Source organism: Nonomuraea sp. SBT364, from assembly GCF_001083785.1.
Classification (GTDB): domain Bacteria; phylum Actinomycetota; class Actinomycetes; order Streptosporangiales; family Streptosporangiaceae; genus Nonomuraea.
Genome location: NZ_LAVL01000046.1, coordinates 24771 through 42887 on the forward strand (window position 1 = coordinate 24771; position 18117 = coordinate 42887).

An 18117-nucleotide genomic window follows, 5' to 3' on the forward strand; every position below is an offset into this window, starting at 1 on the left:
AGGGGCTGGCTGGTTGAGACCATGCTGGAGGAGCGGGTTTGAAGATCGCGCTTGTCGGGTGCGGAGCCGTCACGCAAGCGGTGTACGTGCCGCTGCTGTCGCGCCGCCGCGACCTGTTCGAGGTGACGGCCGTCTGCGACCTGTCGCGGACGCTCGCCGACGCCGTGGGTGACCGGCTGGGCGCCCCCGGCCGCTACACCGCGCTCGGCCAGATGCTGGACGCCGGCGGCTTCGACGCCGTGCTCGTGCTCGCCTCCGGCTCCCACGGGGAGACGGTACGGCAGGCGCTCGCGGCCGGATACGCCGTGCTGTGCGAGAAGCCGCTGGCGCTGACCCGCGCCGAGGTGGACGCGCTGCCCGAAGGCCGGCTCATGGTCGGCTACATGAAGCAGTACGACCCGGCCGTGCGCCGGGCCGAGGAACTGCTGGCCGAGCTCGGCGGCCCCGGCCGGATCCGGTCGGTCGAGGTGACCGTGCTGCACCCGAGCGGGGAGTCGCAGCTCGCCTTCGCCAACCTGACCCAGGCCCGCGACGTGTCGCCGGAGCTGATCGCCTCGCTGCGGGCGGCCGAGGACGGGCTGGTGTCGAAGGCGCTGGGCGAGTCCGCCCCCGCCGCCGTGCGCGGCCTGTACGCGGTGGCGCTCGGGTCGATCTGTCACGACCTGTCGCTGCTGCGCCGCTTCACCGGCTCGCCCGCCGAGATCGGGCACGTCGAGACGTGGGGGGAGGCGCCCGGCTCGATCGAGATCTCCGGGCCGCTGCCCGCCGCCGGTCGCTTCGCCATCCGCTGGCACTACCTGGAGGACTACCCCTCCTACCGGGAGACGGTGGTCATCCACCACGACAGCGGCTCTCTGGAGCTGGTCTTCCCCTCGCCCTACCTGATGAACGCGCCCACCACGCTCACCGTCGTGTCCGGCGGCGAGTGCCGCGCCGAGTGGCGTGACGTGACCGAGGCGTTCGAGGTGCAGCTGGCCGCCTTCCATGCCTTCGTCAACGACGGCAAGCCGCCGCTCACCGACGCGGCCGGCGCGCTGGAGGACATCGTCACCGCCCAGCGCATCGCCGCCCGCTACGCCGTACAGCACGACCTGCAGATCGGAGGCGAGGCCGCATGACCGCGGAGATCGTCGTCGTCCCGCACACCCACTGGGACCGTGAGTGGTACGAGCCGTTCCAGCGATTCCGGCTGCGGCTGGTGGCGCTGCTGGACGAGGTGCTCGACACCATGGAGAGCGACCCCGGCTACCACTTCACGCTCGACGGCCAGCTCGCCTGCGTGGACGACTACCTGGAGGTGCGCCCGGAGAACCGCGACCGGATCGCCGCCCTGGTCGAGTCCGGGCGCCTCGCGGTGGGGCCGTGGCAGATCCTGCTCGACGAGTTCCTGTGCTCAGGCGAGAACATCGTGCGCAACCTGGAGCTGGGCATGGCCAGGGCGGACAAGCTCGGCGGCGCGATGGCCGTGGGCTATCTGCCGGACATGTTCGGGCACACCGCGCAGATGCCGCAGATCCTCAGGCGGGCCGGGCTGCTGCACGCCTGCGTCTACCGGGGCGTGCCCTCGTCGGTCACCACCGACGCCTTCGCCTGGGTGGCGCCCGACGGCACCGCGATCCGCACCCAGTACCTGCCCGCCGGCGGCTACGGCAACGGCGCCCACCTGTTCGAGGACCCCGCCCAGCTCGACGAGCGCGGCGCGGCGTTCGTCGAGACCATGCGCGCCTGGCACGGCCCCGACGGGCCGCTGCTGGCCATGTACGGCACCGACCACTCGGCCCCGGTGCGCGGCCTGCCCGGCATGGTCAAGCAGCTCGGCGCCCGCATGGACACCCTGTCCGGCTACATCGAGGCGCACTCCGGCGACGTCGCCGGGCTGCCCCGCGTCACCGGTGAGCTGCGCTCGCACGCCCGGGCCAACATCCTGCCCGGCGTGATCTCCGTACGCGCCCACGTCAAGCAGGCGATGAGCCGCGCCGAGCGGATGGTCGAGCGTTACGCCGAGCCGCTGGCCGCGCTGTGGGGCGGCGAGTGGCCCGGCCGCTTCCTCGACATGGCCTGGTGGCGGCTGGTCGACGCCAGCGGGCACGACTCCGTCACCGGCTGCGGCGTGGACGAGACGGCCCAGCAGGTGGCGGCCCGCATCGCCGAGGCCGAGCATCTCGGGCAGGCCGTGCGCGACATGGTGACCGCGAAGCTGGCGGCCGCCGTGCCGTCCGGCGCCGTGCTCGTCGTCAACCCGACGCCCGCCCCCCGGCGCGGCGTCGTCGCGGTGAACGTGGCCGGCAACGACCCGCTGCTCGACGCCGACGGGGTCAAGGTCCCGTTCCAGCCGCTGGAGTACGCCCCGACGCTGCTGCTCGACGAGGAGATGGACCCGGCCACGGCGCTGACCTTCATCCACGGCACCGAGCTGTACGGCCAGCACATCACCGGCTGGTCCGTCGAGGACGGCGTGCTCACCTTCACCGTCGCCAGGGAGTCGCGCACGGCCTTCAACGTGGCGCAGGTGCGCGGCGCGCTGGAGGGCGTGACCCGCGTCCGGATCCTCGCCGAGGCGCGCCGGACCCTGGCCGCGTACGTGAGCGCGCCGCCGCTCGGTCACACCGGCGTGCGGACCGCGCCGCACTCGGAGGTGGCGCAGGCGCCGTCCGGCGACCCGTTCGTGCCCGTGCGGGCCGAGGAGCGGGTGCTCGACAACGGGCTGCTCAACGTCGAGGTGGCGCGCGACGGCACGCTCACGCTGACGAGCGCCGACGGCGTCACGCTGACCGGGGCCGGGCGGATCGTCGACGGCGGCGACGTGGGCGACAGCTACAACTACGCGCCTCCGGCGCACGACCGGCTCGTGCGGGACCCGGAGTCGGTGCACGTGTCCAAGGTGTGCTCGGGGCCGCTGGTCGCGGCGTTCGACGTGTGGCGCACCTACCAGTGGCCCGCCGCCGGTGACGGCGTCGACGGCGCCCCCGAGATCCCGGCGCAGACGCGTACCGAGGTCACCGAGGAGATCGCCGTCCGCACCCGGGTCGAGCTGCGCGCGGGCGAGCCGTTCGCGCGGCTGACCGTGGAGTTCGACAACCGGTGCGCCGACCACCGGGTGCGGCTGCACGTGCCGCTGCCCGAGCGGGCCGCCGAGTCGCACGCCGAGGGGCAGTTCGCCGTCGTCACGCGCGGCCTCGGCGCCGAGGGCGGCTGCGGCGAGGAGCCGCTGCCGACCTTCCCCGCCTCCTCGTGGGTGGCGGCCGGCGGGGTCGCTGCGCTGCTGGAGCACGTCACCGAGTACGAGCTGGTCGAGGAGGGCGGCGAGCTGGCGCTCACGCTGCTGCGCTCGATCGGCTTCCTGTCGCGCAACCGTCACGCCCTGCGCCCCGAGCCCGCCGGGCCGCAGCTGCCGACCCCGGCCGCGCAGTCGCGCGGGCTGCGCTCGGTGGAGCTGGCGCTGATGCCTTACAGCGGCACCTGGAAGGCGGTGCCGAGAGCGGCGGAGACGTTCCGGCACGACCTGCTGGCCGTGGCCGGGACCGGCGACGCGGCGCTGGCGCTGCCTCCGGCGGCCGCGGGGCTGTCGGTGTCCGGTGCCGGCGTCACCATGACGTCGCTGCGGGTCCGCGACGGCCGGCAGGAGCTGCGCGTGGTCGCCCTGACGGACGACGCCACCGAGGCGGTCGTCGAGGGCGGGTTCACCCGGGCCAGGCTCGCCGACCTGCGGGGCCGTCCGGGCGCCGAGGTGCCGGTGACCGACGGGGTGCTGCGGCTGCCGCTCGGCGCGTGGGAGATCGCGACCGTGCAGGTGTCCTAGCCGTGCAGGCCGAGCTGGCGGGCCGCCTGCAGGGCCAGCCAGACCTCGGCGAAGGCGGCGCTGGACGACAGGTCGCGGCCCGTCAGCGCGGCGAAGCGGCGCAGCCGGTAGGCCAGCGTGTTGGGGTGGATGTGCAGGGCGGCCGCCGCGTCCTCGGTGCGGCGGTCGCGTTCCATCCAGGTGCGCACCGAGGTGAGCAGCCGGGAGTCGTGCGCCTCGTCGTAGGCCAGCACCTCGCCCAGCACGTCGTCCACCAGCGCGGTGAGCGTCTCGGCGTCGTCGGGCAGCCACCGGCCGGTGGTGTCGTCGCCGTAGTGGACCAGCGGCTGGCCCGACTCGGCGGCCCGGTTGGCGGCCCAGACGGCCTCGCGCCGGGCCACCCGGGTGGAGCCGCCTGCCGGGAACGGCCTGCTCACGCCGGCGCGCACGTCCGTGAGCCCACCGGCGAGCCCTCCGGCGGGCCCACCGGCGAGCTCGGTGATCGGGCCGCCCAGCGTGGGTGAACCCAGCACGTAGTGGTCGGTGCCGCGCCGCAGCATCAGGTGCGGATGGTCGGCCAGCGCCCGGCGCAACGCGTCGTCGGCGGCGCCGCGTACCGCCATCAGGACCGTCTCCTGGTCCACCGCGAGGCCGAGCCGGGCCAGCCGGCGGCGGGCGGTGGCCGGGTCGAGCACGTCCTGCAGCAGCTCGGCCAGCGTCTCAGCGCCCTCGCGGCGCAGCGTCTCACGCTCGTGCCTGGCCATCGCCACCTGCAGGGCCGCGACGGTGGCGATGTGCTGCACCACGGCCAGCCCGGCGGGCCTGGCGCCCTCCCGCTCGAACGCCACCAGGAACCCGGCGGGACCGCCCGGCGCGGGCACCGGCAGCGCGAAGCCGCCGGGGATCGTCGGCGGCGCGTCCGGCGCCGACGGCAGCGCGTCGAGCGAGGGCACCGGCACCCCGGGCAGCAGCGGCCGCCCCTGCGGCGTGCACAGGTAGACGTCGTAGCCCGACAGCCGCTCCAGCCGCTTGAACAGCGTCGCCGTGTCGAGGTCCTCGGCCGCCAGCCAGCGCAGCGCGCCGAACACCTGCAGCTGCGCGCCCAGCCGGTGCCGGGCGTCCTCCTGCACGGCCGCGGCCACCTCCTGGGCGATCGCGATGAACGGCACCGCCAGCGGCACCTCCAGCACCGGCATCCCGCGCGCCTCGGCCGCCTCGAAGAACGCCTCGTGCAGCGGCGGCACGTGCAACTGCGCGGACAGCGCCAGCGCCGAGACGCCCGCGTCGTCCAGCCGCTCCAGGTAGGCCCGCTGCCTGGCCGCCGCACGCGGCACGCCGAGGCCCGTCGTCATGATCACCTCGGCGCCCAGCAGCCACGGCGTCGGGTCGTCGAGCTCGCTCACGTGCGCCCACGACACCGACCGCCCGACCCCGGCCTCCCCGGCGAGCAGGCGGAGCTGAAGGGCGGGCGAGCGGAGCAGATCCTCGACCGTCACCTTGTGCTCAGCCACAACGCCCACCGTAGTACTTCGTGACGCACCCAATTGCCGCAGGTCAGCGGCGTGACGTTGACTGCGTGCATGAACACAGGCCCCGTCGACTCAGCCCGGGTCCCGCGTTTCGCCGGACCCGCCACCTTCGCCCGCCTGCCCCGCCTCGACGAGGTGGGACGCGCCGACGTGGCCGTGGTGGGAGTGCCGTTCGACAGCGGCGTCTCCTACCGGCCGGGCGCCCGCTTCGGCCCCTCGGCGGTGCGCGAGGCGTCGCGGCTGCTGCGGCCCTACCACCCCGGCCTGGACGTCTCCCCGTTCGAGCGGGTCCAGGTGGCCGACGCCGGTGACATCGCGGCCAACCCCTTCGACATCGGCGAGGCCATCGAGAGCATCGAGGCCGCCGCCGACGCGCTGGACGCCCGCCTGGTCACGATCGGCGGTGACCACACGATCGCGCTGCCGCTGCTGCGCTCGGCCGCCAGGAAGCACGGGCCGGTGGCGCTGCTGCACTTCGACGCCCACCTGGACACCTGGGACACCTACTTCGGCGCCGAGTACACGCACGGCACCCCGTTCCGGCGGGCCGTCGAGGAGGGCCTCGTCGACACCGAGGCGCTCAGCCACGTCGGCATCCGCGGCCCCCTCTACGGCAAGAAGGACCTGGAGGAGGACCGCCGGCTCGGCTTCGGCATCCTCACCGCCGCCGACGTGCTGCGGCGCGGCCTCGACGAGGTGATCGACGCGCTGCGGCAGCGGATCGGCGACCGGCCGCTGTACGTGTCGGTCGACATCGACGTGCTCGACCCCGCGCACGCCCCCGGCACCGGCACCCCCGAGGCGGGCGGCCTGACCAGCCGCGAGCTGCTGGAGATCCTGCGCGGCCTGGCCGGGGCGAACCTCGTCGGCGCGGACGTGGTCGAGGTGGCCCCCGCCTACGACCACGCCGAGATCACCTCCGTCGCCGCCTCCCACGTCGCCTACGACCTCGTCAGCCTGCTCGCCCTGCGGGAGAAGCCATGAGCCCGAGCATCACCGAGATCGAGACCTTCGGCGTCGAGCGCATCCCCGACGCCGAGCGCACCGCCCGGCCCGCCGACCTGTTCCGGGTCGCGTTCGGCGGCGCGAACACCTTCGCCACCTGCGTCCTGGGGGCCTTCCCCATCCTGTTCGGGCTCTCGTTCTGGCAGGGGCTGGCCGCGACCGTGCTCGGGCTGGTCGTCGGGGCGCTCATCCTGGCGCCGCTGTCGCTGTTCGGGCCGCTGAACGGGACCAACAACGCGGTGTCCTCCTCCGCGCACCTGGGCGTGCACGGCCGGGTCGTCGGCTCGTTCCTGTCGCTGCTGACGGCGATCGCGTTCTTCTCCATCTCCGTGTGGTCCTCCGGCGACGCGCTCGTCGGGGGCGCGCACCGGCTGGTGGGGCTGCCCGACACCGACGTCACCCACGGCGTCGCGTACGCGCTGTTCGCCGGGCTCGTGCTGGTCGTGTGCGTGTACGGGTTCCGCTTCATGCTGTTCGTCAACAAGATCGCGGTGGCCGCGGCGTCACTGCTGTTCGTGCTGGGCGCGATCGCGTTCGCCGGGGACTTCGACCCGTCCTACCCGGGGACGCTGGCCGCCGGCGACCCGCTGTTCTGGCCGTGGTTCATCGGGGCGGCGCTCATCGTGCTGTCGAACCCGGTGTCGTTCGGCGCGTTCCTGGGCGACTGGTCCCGCTACATCCCGGCCTCGACACCGCGCTCGAAGGTGATGGCCGCGGCCTTCCTGTCGCAGGTCGCCACCATCCTGCCGTTCTTCTTCGGCCTGGCCACCGCGTCGATCATCGCCGCCAAGGCCGCCGGCTACCTGGACCCGGCCGCGCCCGACTACGTCGGCGGGCTGCTGGCCATCGCCCCGGCCTGGTACTTCGTGCCCGTCTGCCTCATCGCGCTGATCGGCGGCATGTCCACGGGCACCACGTCCCTCTACGGCACCGGGCTGGACTTCTCCAGCGTCTTCCCGCGCTTCTCGCGGGTCCGGGCGACGGTGTTCATCGGGACCCTGTCGATCGTGTTCATCTTCGTCGGCCGCTTCGCGGCCAACCTCACGCAGAGCATCTCCACGTTCGCCACCCTCATCATCACCTGCACCGCGCCGTGGATGGTGATCATGATGCTCGGGTACGTGACCCGCAGGGGCTGGTACGACCCGGAGGCGCTGCAGGTGTTCAACCGGAGGCAGAGGGGCGGGCGCTACTGGTTCGCCCACGGGTGGAACGGCCGGGGGCTGACCGCCTGGCTCGTCTCGGCGGCGCTGGCGCTGGCGTTCGTCAACCTGCCGGGGCAGTTCGTCGGGCCGCTCGGCGACCTGGCCGGCGGGGTGGACATCTCGCTGCCGATCGGGCTGGGCGTGGCGGCGGTGCTCTACCTGGCGCTGCTGACCGCCTTCCCCGAGCCGCGCGAGGTCTACGGACCCGGCGGGCCGCGCCTGGTGCGCTCGGCCGACACCCCGGTGCCGCCGATCGTCGGCGCCGAGGCGGCGGCGTGACGGAGCCCGTCGAGCCCGTCGAGCTCGTCGACCTGTCGGTGCCGGTGGTCACCGGGATGCCCGTCTACCCGGGCGACCCCGAGGTGGCGCTCACCCCGGCGCTCACCACCGGCCGCGACGGGGTCAACGTGCTGCGGCTGCACCTCGGGTCGCAGTCGGGCACCCATGTGGACGCGCCCTACCACGTCGACGACTCGCTGCCCCGGCTCGGCGCCCTGCCCCTGGAGCGGTTCGCCGGGCCCGCCGCGGTGGTGGACGCGCGCGGGCTGGGCCCCCGCGCGCCGATCACGCCGGAGCGGTTCGCCGCGCTGCCCGGCGGGGCGGCGATCGTGCTGGTGGCGACCGGCTGGTCAGCTCACTGGGGGAGCGAGGCGTACCTGGCGCATCCGTACCTGACCGAGGAGGCGGCGGCGCTGCTCGTGGCGGCGGGGGTGCGGACGGTGGGGATCGACGCGCTGAGCGTCGACCCGACGCCGGCGGCGGACTTCCCGGCGCACCGGGTGCTGTGCGGCGCCCACGCCGTCGTCGCCGAGAACCTCACCGGCCTCGACCGGCTGCTGGAGGCGCAGGCGGCGGGCCGGGCGATCGAGGTGTGGCTGATGCCGATCCGGCTGGACGGCGCCGACGGGGCGCCGGTGCGCGCGGTGGCCCGGGTGGGTCAGCGAGTGCCCCATGAGTAGGTCTGCTTGCGCAGCTTCAGGTAGACGAACGACTCGGTGGCGCGCACGGCCGGGATGGCGCGGATCTTGCTGAGGATCTCCAGCAGGTGGCTGTCGCCCTCGCACACCACCTCGACGATGACGTCGAAGGAGCCCGCCGTGAGCACCACGTAGTCGATCTCCGCGATCGCCGAGAGCTCGTCGGCGACGGCCTCCAGGTCGCCTTCGCAGGTGACGCCGATCATGGCCTGGCGGGGGAAGCCGAGCGTCAGCGGGTCGGTCACCGCGACGATCTGCATGACCCCGGCCTCCTGCAGGCGCTGGACCCGCTGCCGCACGGCCGCCTCCGACAGGCCGACCGCCTTGCCGATCGCGGCGTAGGGTTTGCGGCCGTCCGCCTGGAGCTGCTCGATGATCTGCTTGGCCAGGTCGTCGAGAACGACCGGTCCCGGCGCGGCGGCGGGGCCGCGGCGTACGCGAGGCGGCGTCGTCATGGCGAGGAATCCTCCTAGCGGTCCGGCGTTACGGGGGCGTTCCCGCCGGGTTGCCGTCCTGGTGCGACATGTTGTCAGTTCTCGGCGCTCTGTCAAGCGAATTCGTAGCAATTTGATATCTTCACCACGAAATCCCTTGTCCTGATGCAACTGCTCTGTAAGAGTCGCGGCATCTCAGCCACCTCACGAGGAGGTCATCACCTTGACCACCCGTCTGCAGAACTTCGTCAACGGTGAGTTCGTGGACGCCAAGAGCGGCCGATTCTCCGACGTCATCGATCCCTGCACCGGCGAGGCCTACCTTCAGGCCCCGATCTCCGGCGCCGAGGACGTGGACGCCGCCTACGCCGCCGCGGCAGCCGCGTTCGAGTCGTGGGGGCGCACCACCCCGGGGGAGCGGGCGAACCTGCTGCTCAAGGTCGCTGACGCGATCGAGGCGCGGGCCGACGAGATCAACGAGGCCGAGTGCCTCAACACCGGCAAGCCGCGCGCCCGCATGGCCGAGGACGAGACCCCCGTCGCCGCCGACCACTTCCGCTTCTTCGCCGGCGCCGCCCGCACGCTGGAGGGCCCGACGGCGGGCGAGTTCCTGGCCGAGCACACCAGTGTCATCAGGCACGAGCCGATCGGCGTGATCGGCCAGGTCACGCCGTGGAACTACCCGATGATGATGGCGGTCTGGAAGATCGCCCCGGCGCTGGCGGCCGGCAACACGATCGTGCTGAAGCCGTCCGACACCACGCCGGCCTCGACGCTCAAGATGGCCGAGATCCTCGGCAGCGTGCTGCCGCCCGGCGTGTTCAACGTCGTGACCGGCGACCGCGAGACCGGCGCGCTGGTGGTCGGCCACCCGACCGCCGCGATGGTGGCGATCACCGGCTCGGTCGGCGCGGGCATGTCGGTGGCCAGGAGCGCCGCCGACGACCTCAAGCGCGTCCACCTGGAGCTCGGCGGCAAGGCGCCCGTCGTGGTGTTCGAGGACGTCAAGGACCTGCGCAAGGCGGCCGCCGACATCGCCGTGGCCGGCCTCTACAACGCCGGCCAGGACTGCACCGCCGCCTGCCGGGTGCTGGTGCAGGAGAGCGTGCACGACGAGTTCGTGGCGGCGCTCTCCGACGCCGCCGCCGCGACCGTGACGGGCGACCTGTCCGACGAGGACGCCCTGTACGGCCCGCTCAACAACGAGAACCAGCTCGCCCGGGTGCAGGGCTTCGTCGAGCGCGCCCCGGCGCACGCCAAGGTGCTCACCGGCGGCCACCGGGTCGGCGAGAAGGGCTACTTCTTCGCCCCGACGGTCGTCGACGGGCTCAAGCAGGACGACGAGATGGTGCAGGACGAGATCTTCGGCCCGGTCATCACCGTCCAGACGTTCACCGACGAGGCCGACGCGCTGGCCAAGGCCAACGACGTGCGCTACGGGCTGAGTAGCTCGGTGTGGACGTCCGACCACGGCCGGGCGATGCGCATGTCGAACCGGCTCGACTTCGGCGTGGTGTGGGTCAACACGCACATCCCGTTCGTCTCGGAGATGCCGCACGGCGGCTTCAAGCACTCCGGCTACGGCAAGGACCTCTCGGTGTTCGGCCTGCACGACTACACGAGGGTCAAGCACGTCATGCACTACATCGGCGAATAACGCACAAAGGGATAAATCCTGGATATGGCCGAGCACGGTTTGATCGAGCAGAGTGCGATCGAGCTCGAGGGGGTCGTCAAGGAGTACCTCTCGCATGGCGAGGTCGTCCAGGCGGTGAAGGGCGTGACGCTGGACATCGCCGAGGGGGAGTTCTTCTCCCTGCTCGGCCCGTCCGGGTGCGGCAAGACCACGACCATGCGCATGATCGCGGGCTTCGAGGAGCCCTCCGAGGGCGTGGTCCGGCTGCACGGGCAGGACGTCACGAACGTCCCGCCGAACCGGCGCGACGTGAACATGGTCTTCCAGTCCTACGCGCTGTTCCCGCACATGAGCGTGTGGGACAACGTGGCCTTCGGGCTGAAGCAGAAGAAGACGCCGCAGGAGGAGATCAGGCGGCGGGTCGGCGAGATGCTGGAGATCGTCGACCTCACCGGCCGGGAGAAGCGCCGCCCGCGCGAGCTGTCCGGCGGCCAGCAGCAGCGGGTCGCGCTGGCCCGCGCGCTGGTCAACCGGCCGCGCGCGCTGCTGCTCGACGAGCCGCTCGGCGCCCTCGACCTCAAGCTCCGCCAGGCCATGCAACTGGAGCTCAAGCGCATCCAGCGCGAGGTCGGCATCACGTTCGTGTACGTGACGCACGACCAGAGCGAGGCGCTGACCATGAGCGACCGCATCGCGGTCATGAACGACGGCCTGGTCGAGCAGCTCGCCGGGCCGCGCGAGATCTACGAGCGGCCCGCCAGCACGTTCGTGGCGGGCTTCATCGGCACCTCCAACCTGCTGTCCGGCACCGCCACCGGCGGTGTGCTGGAGGCGGGTGGCGGCCGGGTGCTGGTCCCCGGCCACGACGGCGAGGTGTCGGTGACGATCCGGCCCGAGAAGATCTCCCTCTCCGCGGACGAGCCCGCCGGCGACCTCAGCGCGCTGCCGGGCACCGTGGCCGAGGTCGTCTACCTGGGCACCTACACCAGCTACGCCGTGACCCTCGCCGACGGGGCCGAGATCACGGTGTTCCAGCAGAACGCGCACGACGCGGCGACCACTGCGGAGCGGGGCGACTCCGTATGGCTGTCGTGGCAGGCGCGGCACTCATACGTGATGGAGAGTCGATAGCACACCATGAACCGCCTGCACACCCCCGCCCTCGTCAGAGGAATGACCCAGCCCCGCACCCGCCGCGACGCCTTCAGGCTGGCCGGACTGTCCGCCGCCGGGCTCGCGCTGGCCGCCTGCGGCGTCCAGGGCCAGAAGGCCGCGCCCGCCAAGCCCGACGCCGTCAAGGACTACTGGGCCAAGCAGAAGAAGAACGGCAAGGTCGTCTTCGCCAACTGGCCCGAGTACATGCCCGAGGACCACGGCCCGCTGAAGAAGTTCCAGCAGGAAACCGGGATCTCCTACGAGTACAAGGAGGTCATCAACGAGAACGCGGAGTTCTTCGGCAAGGCCGACCCGGTGCTCAGGGCGGGCCAGTCGCTGGGCTACGACATCGTCGTGATGACCAACGGCATCCAGCTCCAGCACATGATCGAGCTCGGCTACGCGGTGGCGCTCGACCAGACGAAGATGCCCAACTTCCAGGCCAACGCGGGCGCCAAGTACAAGGAGCGCTCCTACGACCCCGGCAACGTCCACACGATGCCCTTCGCCTCGGGCGTCACCGGGATCGCGTACAACACCAAGTACGTCAAGGACGAGCTGACCAGCATCGACGCGCTGTTCGACGCCAAGTACGAGGGCCGGGTCGGCATGATGGCCGACGCCCAGGAGATCGCCAACTTCGGCATGATCGCCCTCGGCATCGACCCGGAGAAGTCCACCGAGGACGACTGGAAGAAGGCCGGCGAGAAGCTCAAGGCGCAGCGTGAGGCCGGGCTGGTGCGCAAGTACTACGACCAGAACTACATCGACGCCGTCTCCAAGGGCGACGTCTGGCTGACCATGGCCTGGTCGGGCGACGTCTTCCAGCGGCAGCTCGCCGGGGAGCCGGTCAAGTTCTACGTGCCCGAGGAGGGCGGCACGATCTGGACCGACAACATGCTCATCCCCAAAGGCGCGGCCAACCCGGTGGACGCCATGGCGCTCATGGACTTCTTCTACAAGCCGGAGATCGCCGCCGAACTGGACGAGTACATCCAGTTCGTCACGCCGGTGCCGGCCGTGCAGCAGCTGCTGAAGGAGAAGGCCGGGACCGCCACGGGCGAGGACAAGCAGGCCCTGCTCGACATGGCCGAGAGCCCGCTGATGTTCCCGACCGAGGCCGACTACGCCAAGCTGCGCAACTACACGAAGCTGACCACCGCGCAGGAGCAGGTGTTCAACCCGATCTTCCAGTCGATCACCCAGGCCTAGGCCGATGCGACGTCTCACCCCCTACCTGCTCGCGCTGCCGAGCTGGATGTGGCTGGCGATCTTCCTGGTGGTGCCGCTGGCGGCGATGGCGTCGGTGTCGCTGCAGACGGGGAACGTGATCGACGGCTTCGTCATGACGTTCAGCGTGTCCAACTACGGCGACGCCATCGGCGGCTACAGCACCCAGCTCGTCCGCTCCCTGCTGTACGGGGGCTGCGCCACGGTGGCGATGCTGCTCATCGGCTATCCGGTGGCGTACTGGATCGCGTTCCGGGGCGGCAGCCGCAAGTCGGTCTACCTGTTCCTGCTGCTGCTGCCGTTCTTCGTGTCGTTCGTGCTGCGGACGATCTCGTGGGGCTTCCTGCTGGCCGACGACGGCATCCTGTTCGGCACGCTGAAGTCGTGGGGGCTGCTGCCGGCCGGCTTCCACGTGCTCGCCACGGCGTTCGCGGTGGTGGCGGGGCTGACGTACAACTGGCTGCCGTTCATGATCCTGCCGATCTACGTGGCGCTGGAGCGGGTCGACCCGCGCGTGGTGGAGGCGGCCCAGGACCTGTACGCGACGCGGGGGGCGGCCTTCCGCAAGGTGGTGCTCCCGTTGTCGCTGCCGGGCGTGTTCGCCGGGGTGCTGATGACGTTCGTGCCGGCCACGGCCGACCCGATCAACGCGCAGGTGCTCGGCGGCACCGGCAACACCATGATCGGCAACATCATCCAGACCGAATACCTGGTCAACAACGACTACCCGACGGCCTCGGCGCTGTCGTTCACGCTGATGGCGGTGCTGCTGGTGGGCATCTTCGTGTACGCCAGGGTGCTGGGCACCGAGAACGTGCTAGAGGCGGCGGCCCGATGAGGCCCCGCCGATCCCGCGGGCGGCTCGGCGACCGGCTGCTGCACGCCTACACGTGGCTGGTCATCCTGTGGCTGTCGTCGCCGATCGCGGTCATGGTGCTGTTCGGCTTCAACGACAAGCAGAGCAAGTCCAACGCCAGCTGGCAGGGCTTCACGCTGCGCTGGTACGGCGAGCTGTTCGCGATCCCGGGCCTGACCGAGGCGCTGAAGAACTCGCTGTACATCGCGCTGGTCAGCACCGCCATCACCGTGGTGATCGGCACGATGCTGGGGCTGGCGCTCGGCAGGCACCGCTTCCGGGGCCGCGGCGTGACGAACTTCCTGGTGTTCGCCGCGATCTCCACGCCCGAGCTGGTCATGGGCGCGTCGCTGCTGTCGCTGTTCGTCTCGGCCAACCTGCCGCGCGACGCGATCACGATCACGATCGCGCACGTGCTGTTCTCGCTGGCGTTCGTCACCGTGACGGTCCGGGCCAGGGTCGTCACGCTGGACCCGGCGCTGGAGGAGGCGGCCAGGGACCTCGGCGCGTCCGCGTGGGGCACGTTCCGGCAGGTCACCCTGCCGTCGATCATGCCCGGCGTGCTCGCGGGGGCGATGCTGGCCTTCGCGCTGTCCATCGACGACTACGTCGTCACGAGCTTCGTCAACGGCTCCACCCTGACGTTCCCGCTGTGGATCATCGGCTCGGTGAAGACGGGCATCCCCCCGCAGGTGAACGTGATGGGTACGCTGATCTTCGGCATCGGCGTGCTGATCGCGATCGTCAACGCGGTCGCGGCACGCCGCCGCGTGTGATCGAGACACTTACTCCTGACCAAGAACAGGGAGGCGAGATCGGATTCCGGCGGGGGGAACCCGCGCGTGATCACCATTTCTGGTCCCGCGATTTCACATGAAGACACCGTAGGGAAGTGGGATTTGTGGATCCGCTGAAGGCGCTGGCTGACGCGGAGCGCAAGCCGTACTGGCTGGACAGCCCGGCCAGACCGGAGCCGCGACCGCGGCTCACCGGAAACACCAGCGCCGACCTGGTCGTCGTCGGCGGCGGCTTCTCGGGGCTGTGGGCAGCCCTGATGGCCAAGGAGCGCGACCCCGCGCAGGACGTGGTCCTGCTGGAGGGCCGCCGGATCGGCTGGGCGGCGTCCGGCCGCAACGGCGGGTTCTGCATGGCGACCCTCACCCACGGCCTGTCCAACGGGCTGGAGCGCTGGCCGGACGAGATCGACCGGCTGGAACGCATGGGCGTGGCCAACCTCGACGAGATCGAGCGGACACTGGAGCGCTACGGCGTCGACTGCTCCTTCGAGCGCACCGGCGAGCTCAACGTCGCCACCGAGCCCTGGCAGCTCGACAGCCTGCACGAGAACCTCGACGTCATCGACCGGCTCGGCCTCGACTTCGTGACCCTGGACCAGGACCAGGTGCGCGCCGAGGTCAACTCGCCCACCTACCTGGGCGGGCTCTGGGAGCGCAGCGGGTGCGCCATGCTCGACCCGGCCCGGCTGGCCTGGGGGCTGCGCGACGCGTGCGTCCGGCTCGGCGTGCGGGTCTACGAGCGCAGCCCGGTCCGCTCGCTGGACGACGACGGCGCCACGATCGCGCTGCACACCCCGCAGGGCGCCGTGTCGGCCCACCGGGTGGCGCTCGGCACCGGGGTGTTCCCGCCGCTGCTGCGCCGCCTCAGGCACTTCGTGGTCCCGGTCTACGACTACGCGCTGATGACGGAGCCGCTCAGCGACGCCCAGCTCGCCGAGGTCGGCTGGCGCAACCGGCAGGGCGTGGGCGACTCGGCCAACCAGTTCCACTACTACCGGCTGACCGACGACAACCGGATCCTGTGGGGCGGCTACGACGCGGTCTACTACAACGGCGGCCACGTCAAGCCCGAGTACGACCAGCGCGACGAGACCTTCGTCAAGCTCGCCGGGCACTTCTACGCCACGTTCCCGCAGCTCGACGAGGTGCGGTTCACCCACAGGTGGGGTGGCGTGATCGACACCTGCAGCCGGTTCAGCGCCTTCTACGGGCAGGCGCACGGCGGCCGGCTCGCCTACGCGACCGGCTACACCGGCATGGGCGTCGGCGCCACCCGCTTCGGCGCGAACGTCATGCTCGACCTGCTCTCCGGTGAGCGCACCGAGCGGACCGAGCTGCGCATGGTCAAGGAGAAGCCGGTCCCGTTCCCGCCGGAGCCGGTGCGGTCCGGGGTGATCCAGTTCACCCGCTGGTCGATCGCCCAGGCCGACCAGCACCAGGGCAGGCGCAACCTGTGGCTGCGCGCCCTGGACCGGATGGGGCTCGGTTTCGACTCCTGATCGCGACGCCCGCGGCTCCCGTGCCGCGGGCGCTTCGCGCAGACTGGGGGGCATGAGAGTCGAGTTCGCCGTCGACGGCGTCGTGCTGGTGGGAGAGCTGCGGGTGCCGGACGGGCCGGGCCCGCGGCCCGCGCTCGTGTTCACCGGCCCGTTCACGGGCGTGCGTGACCAGGTGACCGGGCTCTACGCCGGACGCCTGGCCGCCGAGGGGTTCGTCACGCTCGCCTTCGACCACCGCAACTGGGGCGAGTCGGGCGGCGAGCCGCGCTGCCACGAGGACCCGCAGGGCAAGCTGCACGACCTGCGGGCCGCCGTGTCCTTCCTGCGCGCCAGGCCCGAGGTCGACGCCGGGCGGATCGGCGCGGTCGGCATCTGCCTGGGCGGCGGCTACGCGCTGAAGTTCGCCGCCTTCGACCCCCGGGTCAAGGCGTTCGCGGGCATCGCCGGGGCCTACAACAACCCGTACGCCATGCGGTCCGGCATGGACTACCAGGGCGCGCTGGGCTCGTTCACCGAGGTGCTGGAGGCCCAGGACCAGGGCGGGCCGGTGGCCTACCTGCCGGCGGTCGCCGAGGAGGGCGAGGCAGCCATGCCGGGCGAGGAGCCGTACGCCTACTACGGCACCGAACGGTCCGCCTCGCCGCACTGGGACAACCGGGTCACCCGGGCGAGCGTGCGCGAGCTGATCACCATGGACAACATGATGGGCGCCGACTTCCTGTCACCGCGCCCCGCGCTGATCGTGCACGGCGTGGTGGACCGCTTCTGCTCGCCGGAAGGCGCCGAGGAGGCGTACAAGCGGCTCGACGAACCCAAGCGGATCGTGTGGCTGGACGCCAAGCGGCACGTCGACCTCTACGACCGCGAGCCGTACGTCACGCAGGCCGTCGAGGCGACGGCCGGATTCCTGCGCGAACACCTCCAGGGTTGACCGGCGCGGCGGCTGGGCAGGAGATCGGCTGACCCCCGGTGAGATCACGGGGGGTTGGGCGTGCGTGCGCGATCGTGGGCCGCGGTGGCGGTCCTGGTGCTGGCGGCAGGGTGTGAGAGCGAGACGGCGGCGCCCGTGCGGGCGTCCGCGAACGCGGCCGCGCGCCTGCCCGCGAAGGCCGCGCGGTGCGTGCTGACGCTGCCCGACGCGAAGGCGGCCAGGGCGGCCAAGGCCCGGCTGGAGCGTCAGGTGGCCCGCTACGTCGGCGGCAAACCGGGGCGGATCGCCTACAGCGCGCTCGACCTGGTCTCCGGGGTCTCGTTCGGCCACCGCGAGCACGAACGCGGCATGATCACGGCCAGCGGGTCCAAGGTCGACATCCTCATGGCGCTGCTGGCCCGGCGCAAGGAGCTGCGCTCGGGGGAGCGCGACCTGGCCACGCGCATGATCAGGGAGAGCGACAACCACGCCGCCGACTCCCTGTGGTGGCGGGCCGGCGGCGGCGCCGGGCTGGCCGCCTTCTACCGCAAGCTCGGGCTGCGGGAGACGACACCCGGGCCGGGCCGCTACTGGGGAGGCACCACCACCACGCCCGCCGACCGCGTCAAGCTGCTGCAACTGCTGGCCGAGGGGGGCAGGGGACTGCGGGCCGCCGACCGGGGGCTGGTGCTCGCGCTGATGGGCCGCGTCCACCGCGACCAGGACTGGGGGGTCAGCGCCGCCGCCCGGCCCGGCGACCGCGTGGCGCTCAAGAACGGCTGGACGCCCCGGCCGTTCGTGCGCAACACCTGGGCCGTCACCAGCTACGGCCGCGTCACCGGTCCCGGCCGGGACCTGCTGCTGTCGGTCCAGACCGATCACCAGCCGAGCGAGGGCCACGGCATCGCCACCATCGAGGGCCTGGCGAAGATCGTCGGCACCCGGCTCGGCACCCTCACGCCCGGCAGGACCCGGGCCTGCGCGGCCGGACCGACCGCATAGGATGACAGCTGTCGCGTTCCAACGCGCCTGATTGACCGCTCGGCGGCCGGCCCTCCTGCCGGTATCACCCCGGTCGAAGCCCACCACGACGGTGCGCTCCTCCG

15 protein-coding genes are annotated in these 18117 nt (G+C 72.0%); 13 read left to right on the top strand and 2 right to left on the bottom strand.

Annotated elements, in window-relative coordinates:
• Positions 1-38: 38 nt before the first annotated feature.
• Both ADY59_RS21525 and ADY59_RS21530 read left to right on the top strand, forming a co-directional pair.
• Positions 39-1118, top strand: coding sequence for a Gfo/Idh/MocA family protein (locus tag ADY59_RS21525; RefSeq protein ID WP_049564837.1), 1080 nt, complete (start codon positions 39-41; stop codon positions 1116-1118).
• On the top strand, positions 1115-3799 hold the full coding sequence (locus tag ADY59_RS21530) for a glycoside hydrolase family 38 C-terminal domain-containing protein (protein WP_049564838.1): 2685 nt from the start codon (positions 1115-1117) through the stop codon (positions 3797-3799). Before ADY59_RS21525 ends, ADY59_RS21530 begins: the two co-directional genes overlap by 4 nt.
• On the opposite strand, the gene ADY59_RS21535 is transcribed toward ADY59_RS21530, so the two are convergent.
• On the bottom strand, positions 3796-5289 hold the full coding sequence (locus tag ADY59_RS21535; protein WP_049564840.1) for a PucR family transcriptional regulator: 1494 nt from the start codon (positions 5287-5289) through the stop codon (positions 3796-3798). The genes ADY59_RS21530 and ADY59_RS21535 overlap by 4 nt on opposite strands.
• 69 nt (positions 5290-5358) lie before the next feature.
• Here ADY59_RS21535 and speB point away from each other — a divergent pair, with 69 nt between their 5' ends.
• Genes speB through ADY59_RS21550 form a run of 3 tightly spaced genes read left to right on the top strand, consistent with a single transcriptional unit; the run spans position 5359 to position 8476 of the window.
• Positions 5359-6291, top strand: coding sequence for an agmatinase (gene speB / locus ADY59_RS21540; RefSeq protein WP_049564841.1), 933 nt, complete (start codon positions 5359-5361; stop codon positions 6289-6291).
• On the top strand, positions 6288-7796 hold the full coding sequence (locus ADY59_RS21545; protein ID WP_049564843.1) for a purine-cytosine permease family protein: 1509 nt from the start codon (positions 6288-6290) through the stop codon (positions 7794-7796). The genes speB and ADY59_RS21545 overlap by 4 nt, the downstream gene beginning before the upstream one ends.
• Positions 7793-8476, top strand: a complete 684-nt coding sequence (locus tag ADY59_RS21550) for a cyclase family protein (protein WP_269433630.1) — start codon at positions 7793-7795, stop codon at positions 8474-8476. The genes ADY59_RS21545 and ADY59_RS21550 overlap by 4 nt, the downstream gene beginning before the upstream one ends.
• On the opposite strand, the gene ADY59_RS21555 is transcribed toward ADY59_RS21550, so the two are convergent.
• Complete coding sequence (locus ADY59_RS21555; RefSeq protein ID WP_049564845.1) at positions 8455-8949, bottom strand: Lrp/AsnC family transcriptional regulator; 495 nt, start codon at positions 8947-8949, stop codon at positions 8455-8457. The two genes, ADY59_RS21550 and ADY59_RS21555, sit on opposite strands and share 22 nt — an antisense overlap.
• 202 nt (positions 8950-9151) lie before the next feature.
• Here ADY59_RS21555 and ADY59_RS21560 point away from each other — a divergent pair, with 202 nt between their 5' ends.
• From ADY59_RS21560 to ADY59_RS21595, 8 genes are all read left to right on the top strand, one after another.
• Positions 9152-10585: a gamma-aminobutyraldehyde dehydrogenase gene (locus ADY59_RS21560; protein ID WP_049564846.1), complete on the top strand. Its 1434-nt coding sequence runs from the start codon at positions 9152-9154 to the stop codon at positions 10583-10585.
• Between the two features lie 24 nt (positions 10586-10609).
• Positions 10610-11695, top strand: coding sequence for an ABC transporter ATP-binding protein (locus ADY59_RS21565; RefSeq protein ID WP_049564848.1), 1086 nt, complete (start codon positions 10610-10612; stop codon positions 11693-11695).
• A gap of 42 nt (positions 11696-11737) precedes the next feature.
• A complete protein-coding gene (locus ADY59_RS21570) occupies positions 11738-12931 on the top strand; it encodes an ABC transporter substrate-binding protein (protein ID WP_049564850.1) in 1194 nt (397 codons plus the stop codon).
• Positions 12932-12935: 4 nt separating this feature from the next.
• A complete protein-coding gene (locus tag ADY59_RS21575) occupies positions 12936-13787 on the top strand; it encodes an ABC transporter permease (RefSeq protein ID WP_049564852.1) in 852 nt (283 codons plus the stop codon).
• The gene (locus tag ADY59_RS21580) at positions 13784-14581 is read left to right on the top strand and encodes an ABC transporter permease (RefSeq protein ID WP_049564853.1); all 798 of its coding nucleotides are present in this window, start codon (positions 13784-13786) and stop codon (positions 14579-14581) included. The genes ADY59_RS21575 and ADY59_RS21580 overlap by 4 nt, the downstream gene beginning before the upstream one ends.
• Positions 14582-14706: 125 nt before the next feature.
• On the top strand, positions 14707-16101 hold the full coding sequence (locus tag ADY59_RS21585; RefSeq protein WP_049564855.1) for an NAD(P)/FAD-dependent oxidoreductase: 1395 nt from the start codon (positions 14707-14709) through the stop codon (positions 16099-16101).
• Between the two features lie 52 nt (positions 16102-16153).
• On the top strand, positions 16154-17032 hold the full coding sequence (locus ADY59_RS21590) for an alpha/beta hydrolase (RefSeq protein WP_049564857.1): 879 nt from the start codon (positions 16154-16156) through the stop codon (positions 17030-17032).
• Positions 17033-17092: 60 nt separating this feature from the next.
• The gene (locus tag ADY59_RS21595) at positions 17093-18013 is read left to right on the top strand and encodes a serine hydrolase (protein ID WP_156325636.1); all 921 of its coding nucleotides are present in this window, start codon (positions 17093-17095) and stop codon (positions 18011-18013) included.
• The last annotated feature ends 104 nt before the right edge of the window (positions 18014-18117 follow it).

Coding starts and splice junctions, on each gene's coding strand:
- ADY59_RS21530 (WP_049564838.1), top strand. CDS start 1,115: ATGACCGCGGAGATCGTCGTCGTCCCGCACACCCACTGGGACCGTGAG.
- speB (WP_049564841.1), top strand. CDS start 5,359: ATGAACACAGGCCCCGTCGACTCAGCCCGGGTCCCGCGTTTCGCCGGA.
- ADY59_RS21545 (WP_049564843.1), top strand. CDS start 6,288: ATGAGCCCGAGCATCACCGAGATCGAGACCTTCGGCGTCGAGCGCATC.
- ADY59_RS21555 (WP_049564845.1), bottom strand. CDS start 8,949: ATGACGACGCCGCCTCGCGTACGCCGCGGCCCCGCCGCCGCGCCGGGA.
- ADY59_RS21565 (WP_049564848.1), top strand. CDS start 10,610: ATGGCCGAGCACGGTTTGATCGAGCAGAGTGCGATCGAGCTCGAGGGG.
- ADY59_RS21570 (WP_049564850.1), top strand. CDS start 11,738: ATGACCCAGCCCCGCACCCGCCGCGACGCCTTCAGGCTGGCCGGACTG.
- ADY59_RS21575 (WP_049564852.1), top strand. CDS start 12,936: ATGCGACGTCTCACCCCCTACCTGCTCGCGCTGCCGAGCTGGATGTGG.
- ADY59_RS21580 (WP_049564853.1), top strand. CDS start 13,784: ATGAGGCCCCGCCGATCCCGCGGGCGGCTCGGCGACCGGCTGCTGCAC.
- ADY59_RS21590 (WP_049564857.1), top strand. CDS start 16,154: ATGAGAGTCGAGTTCGCCGTCGACGGCGTCGTGCTGGTGGGAGAGCTG.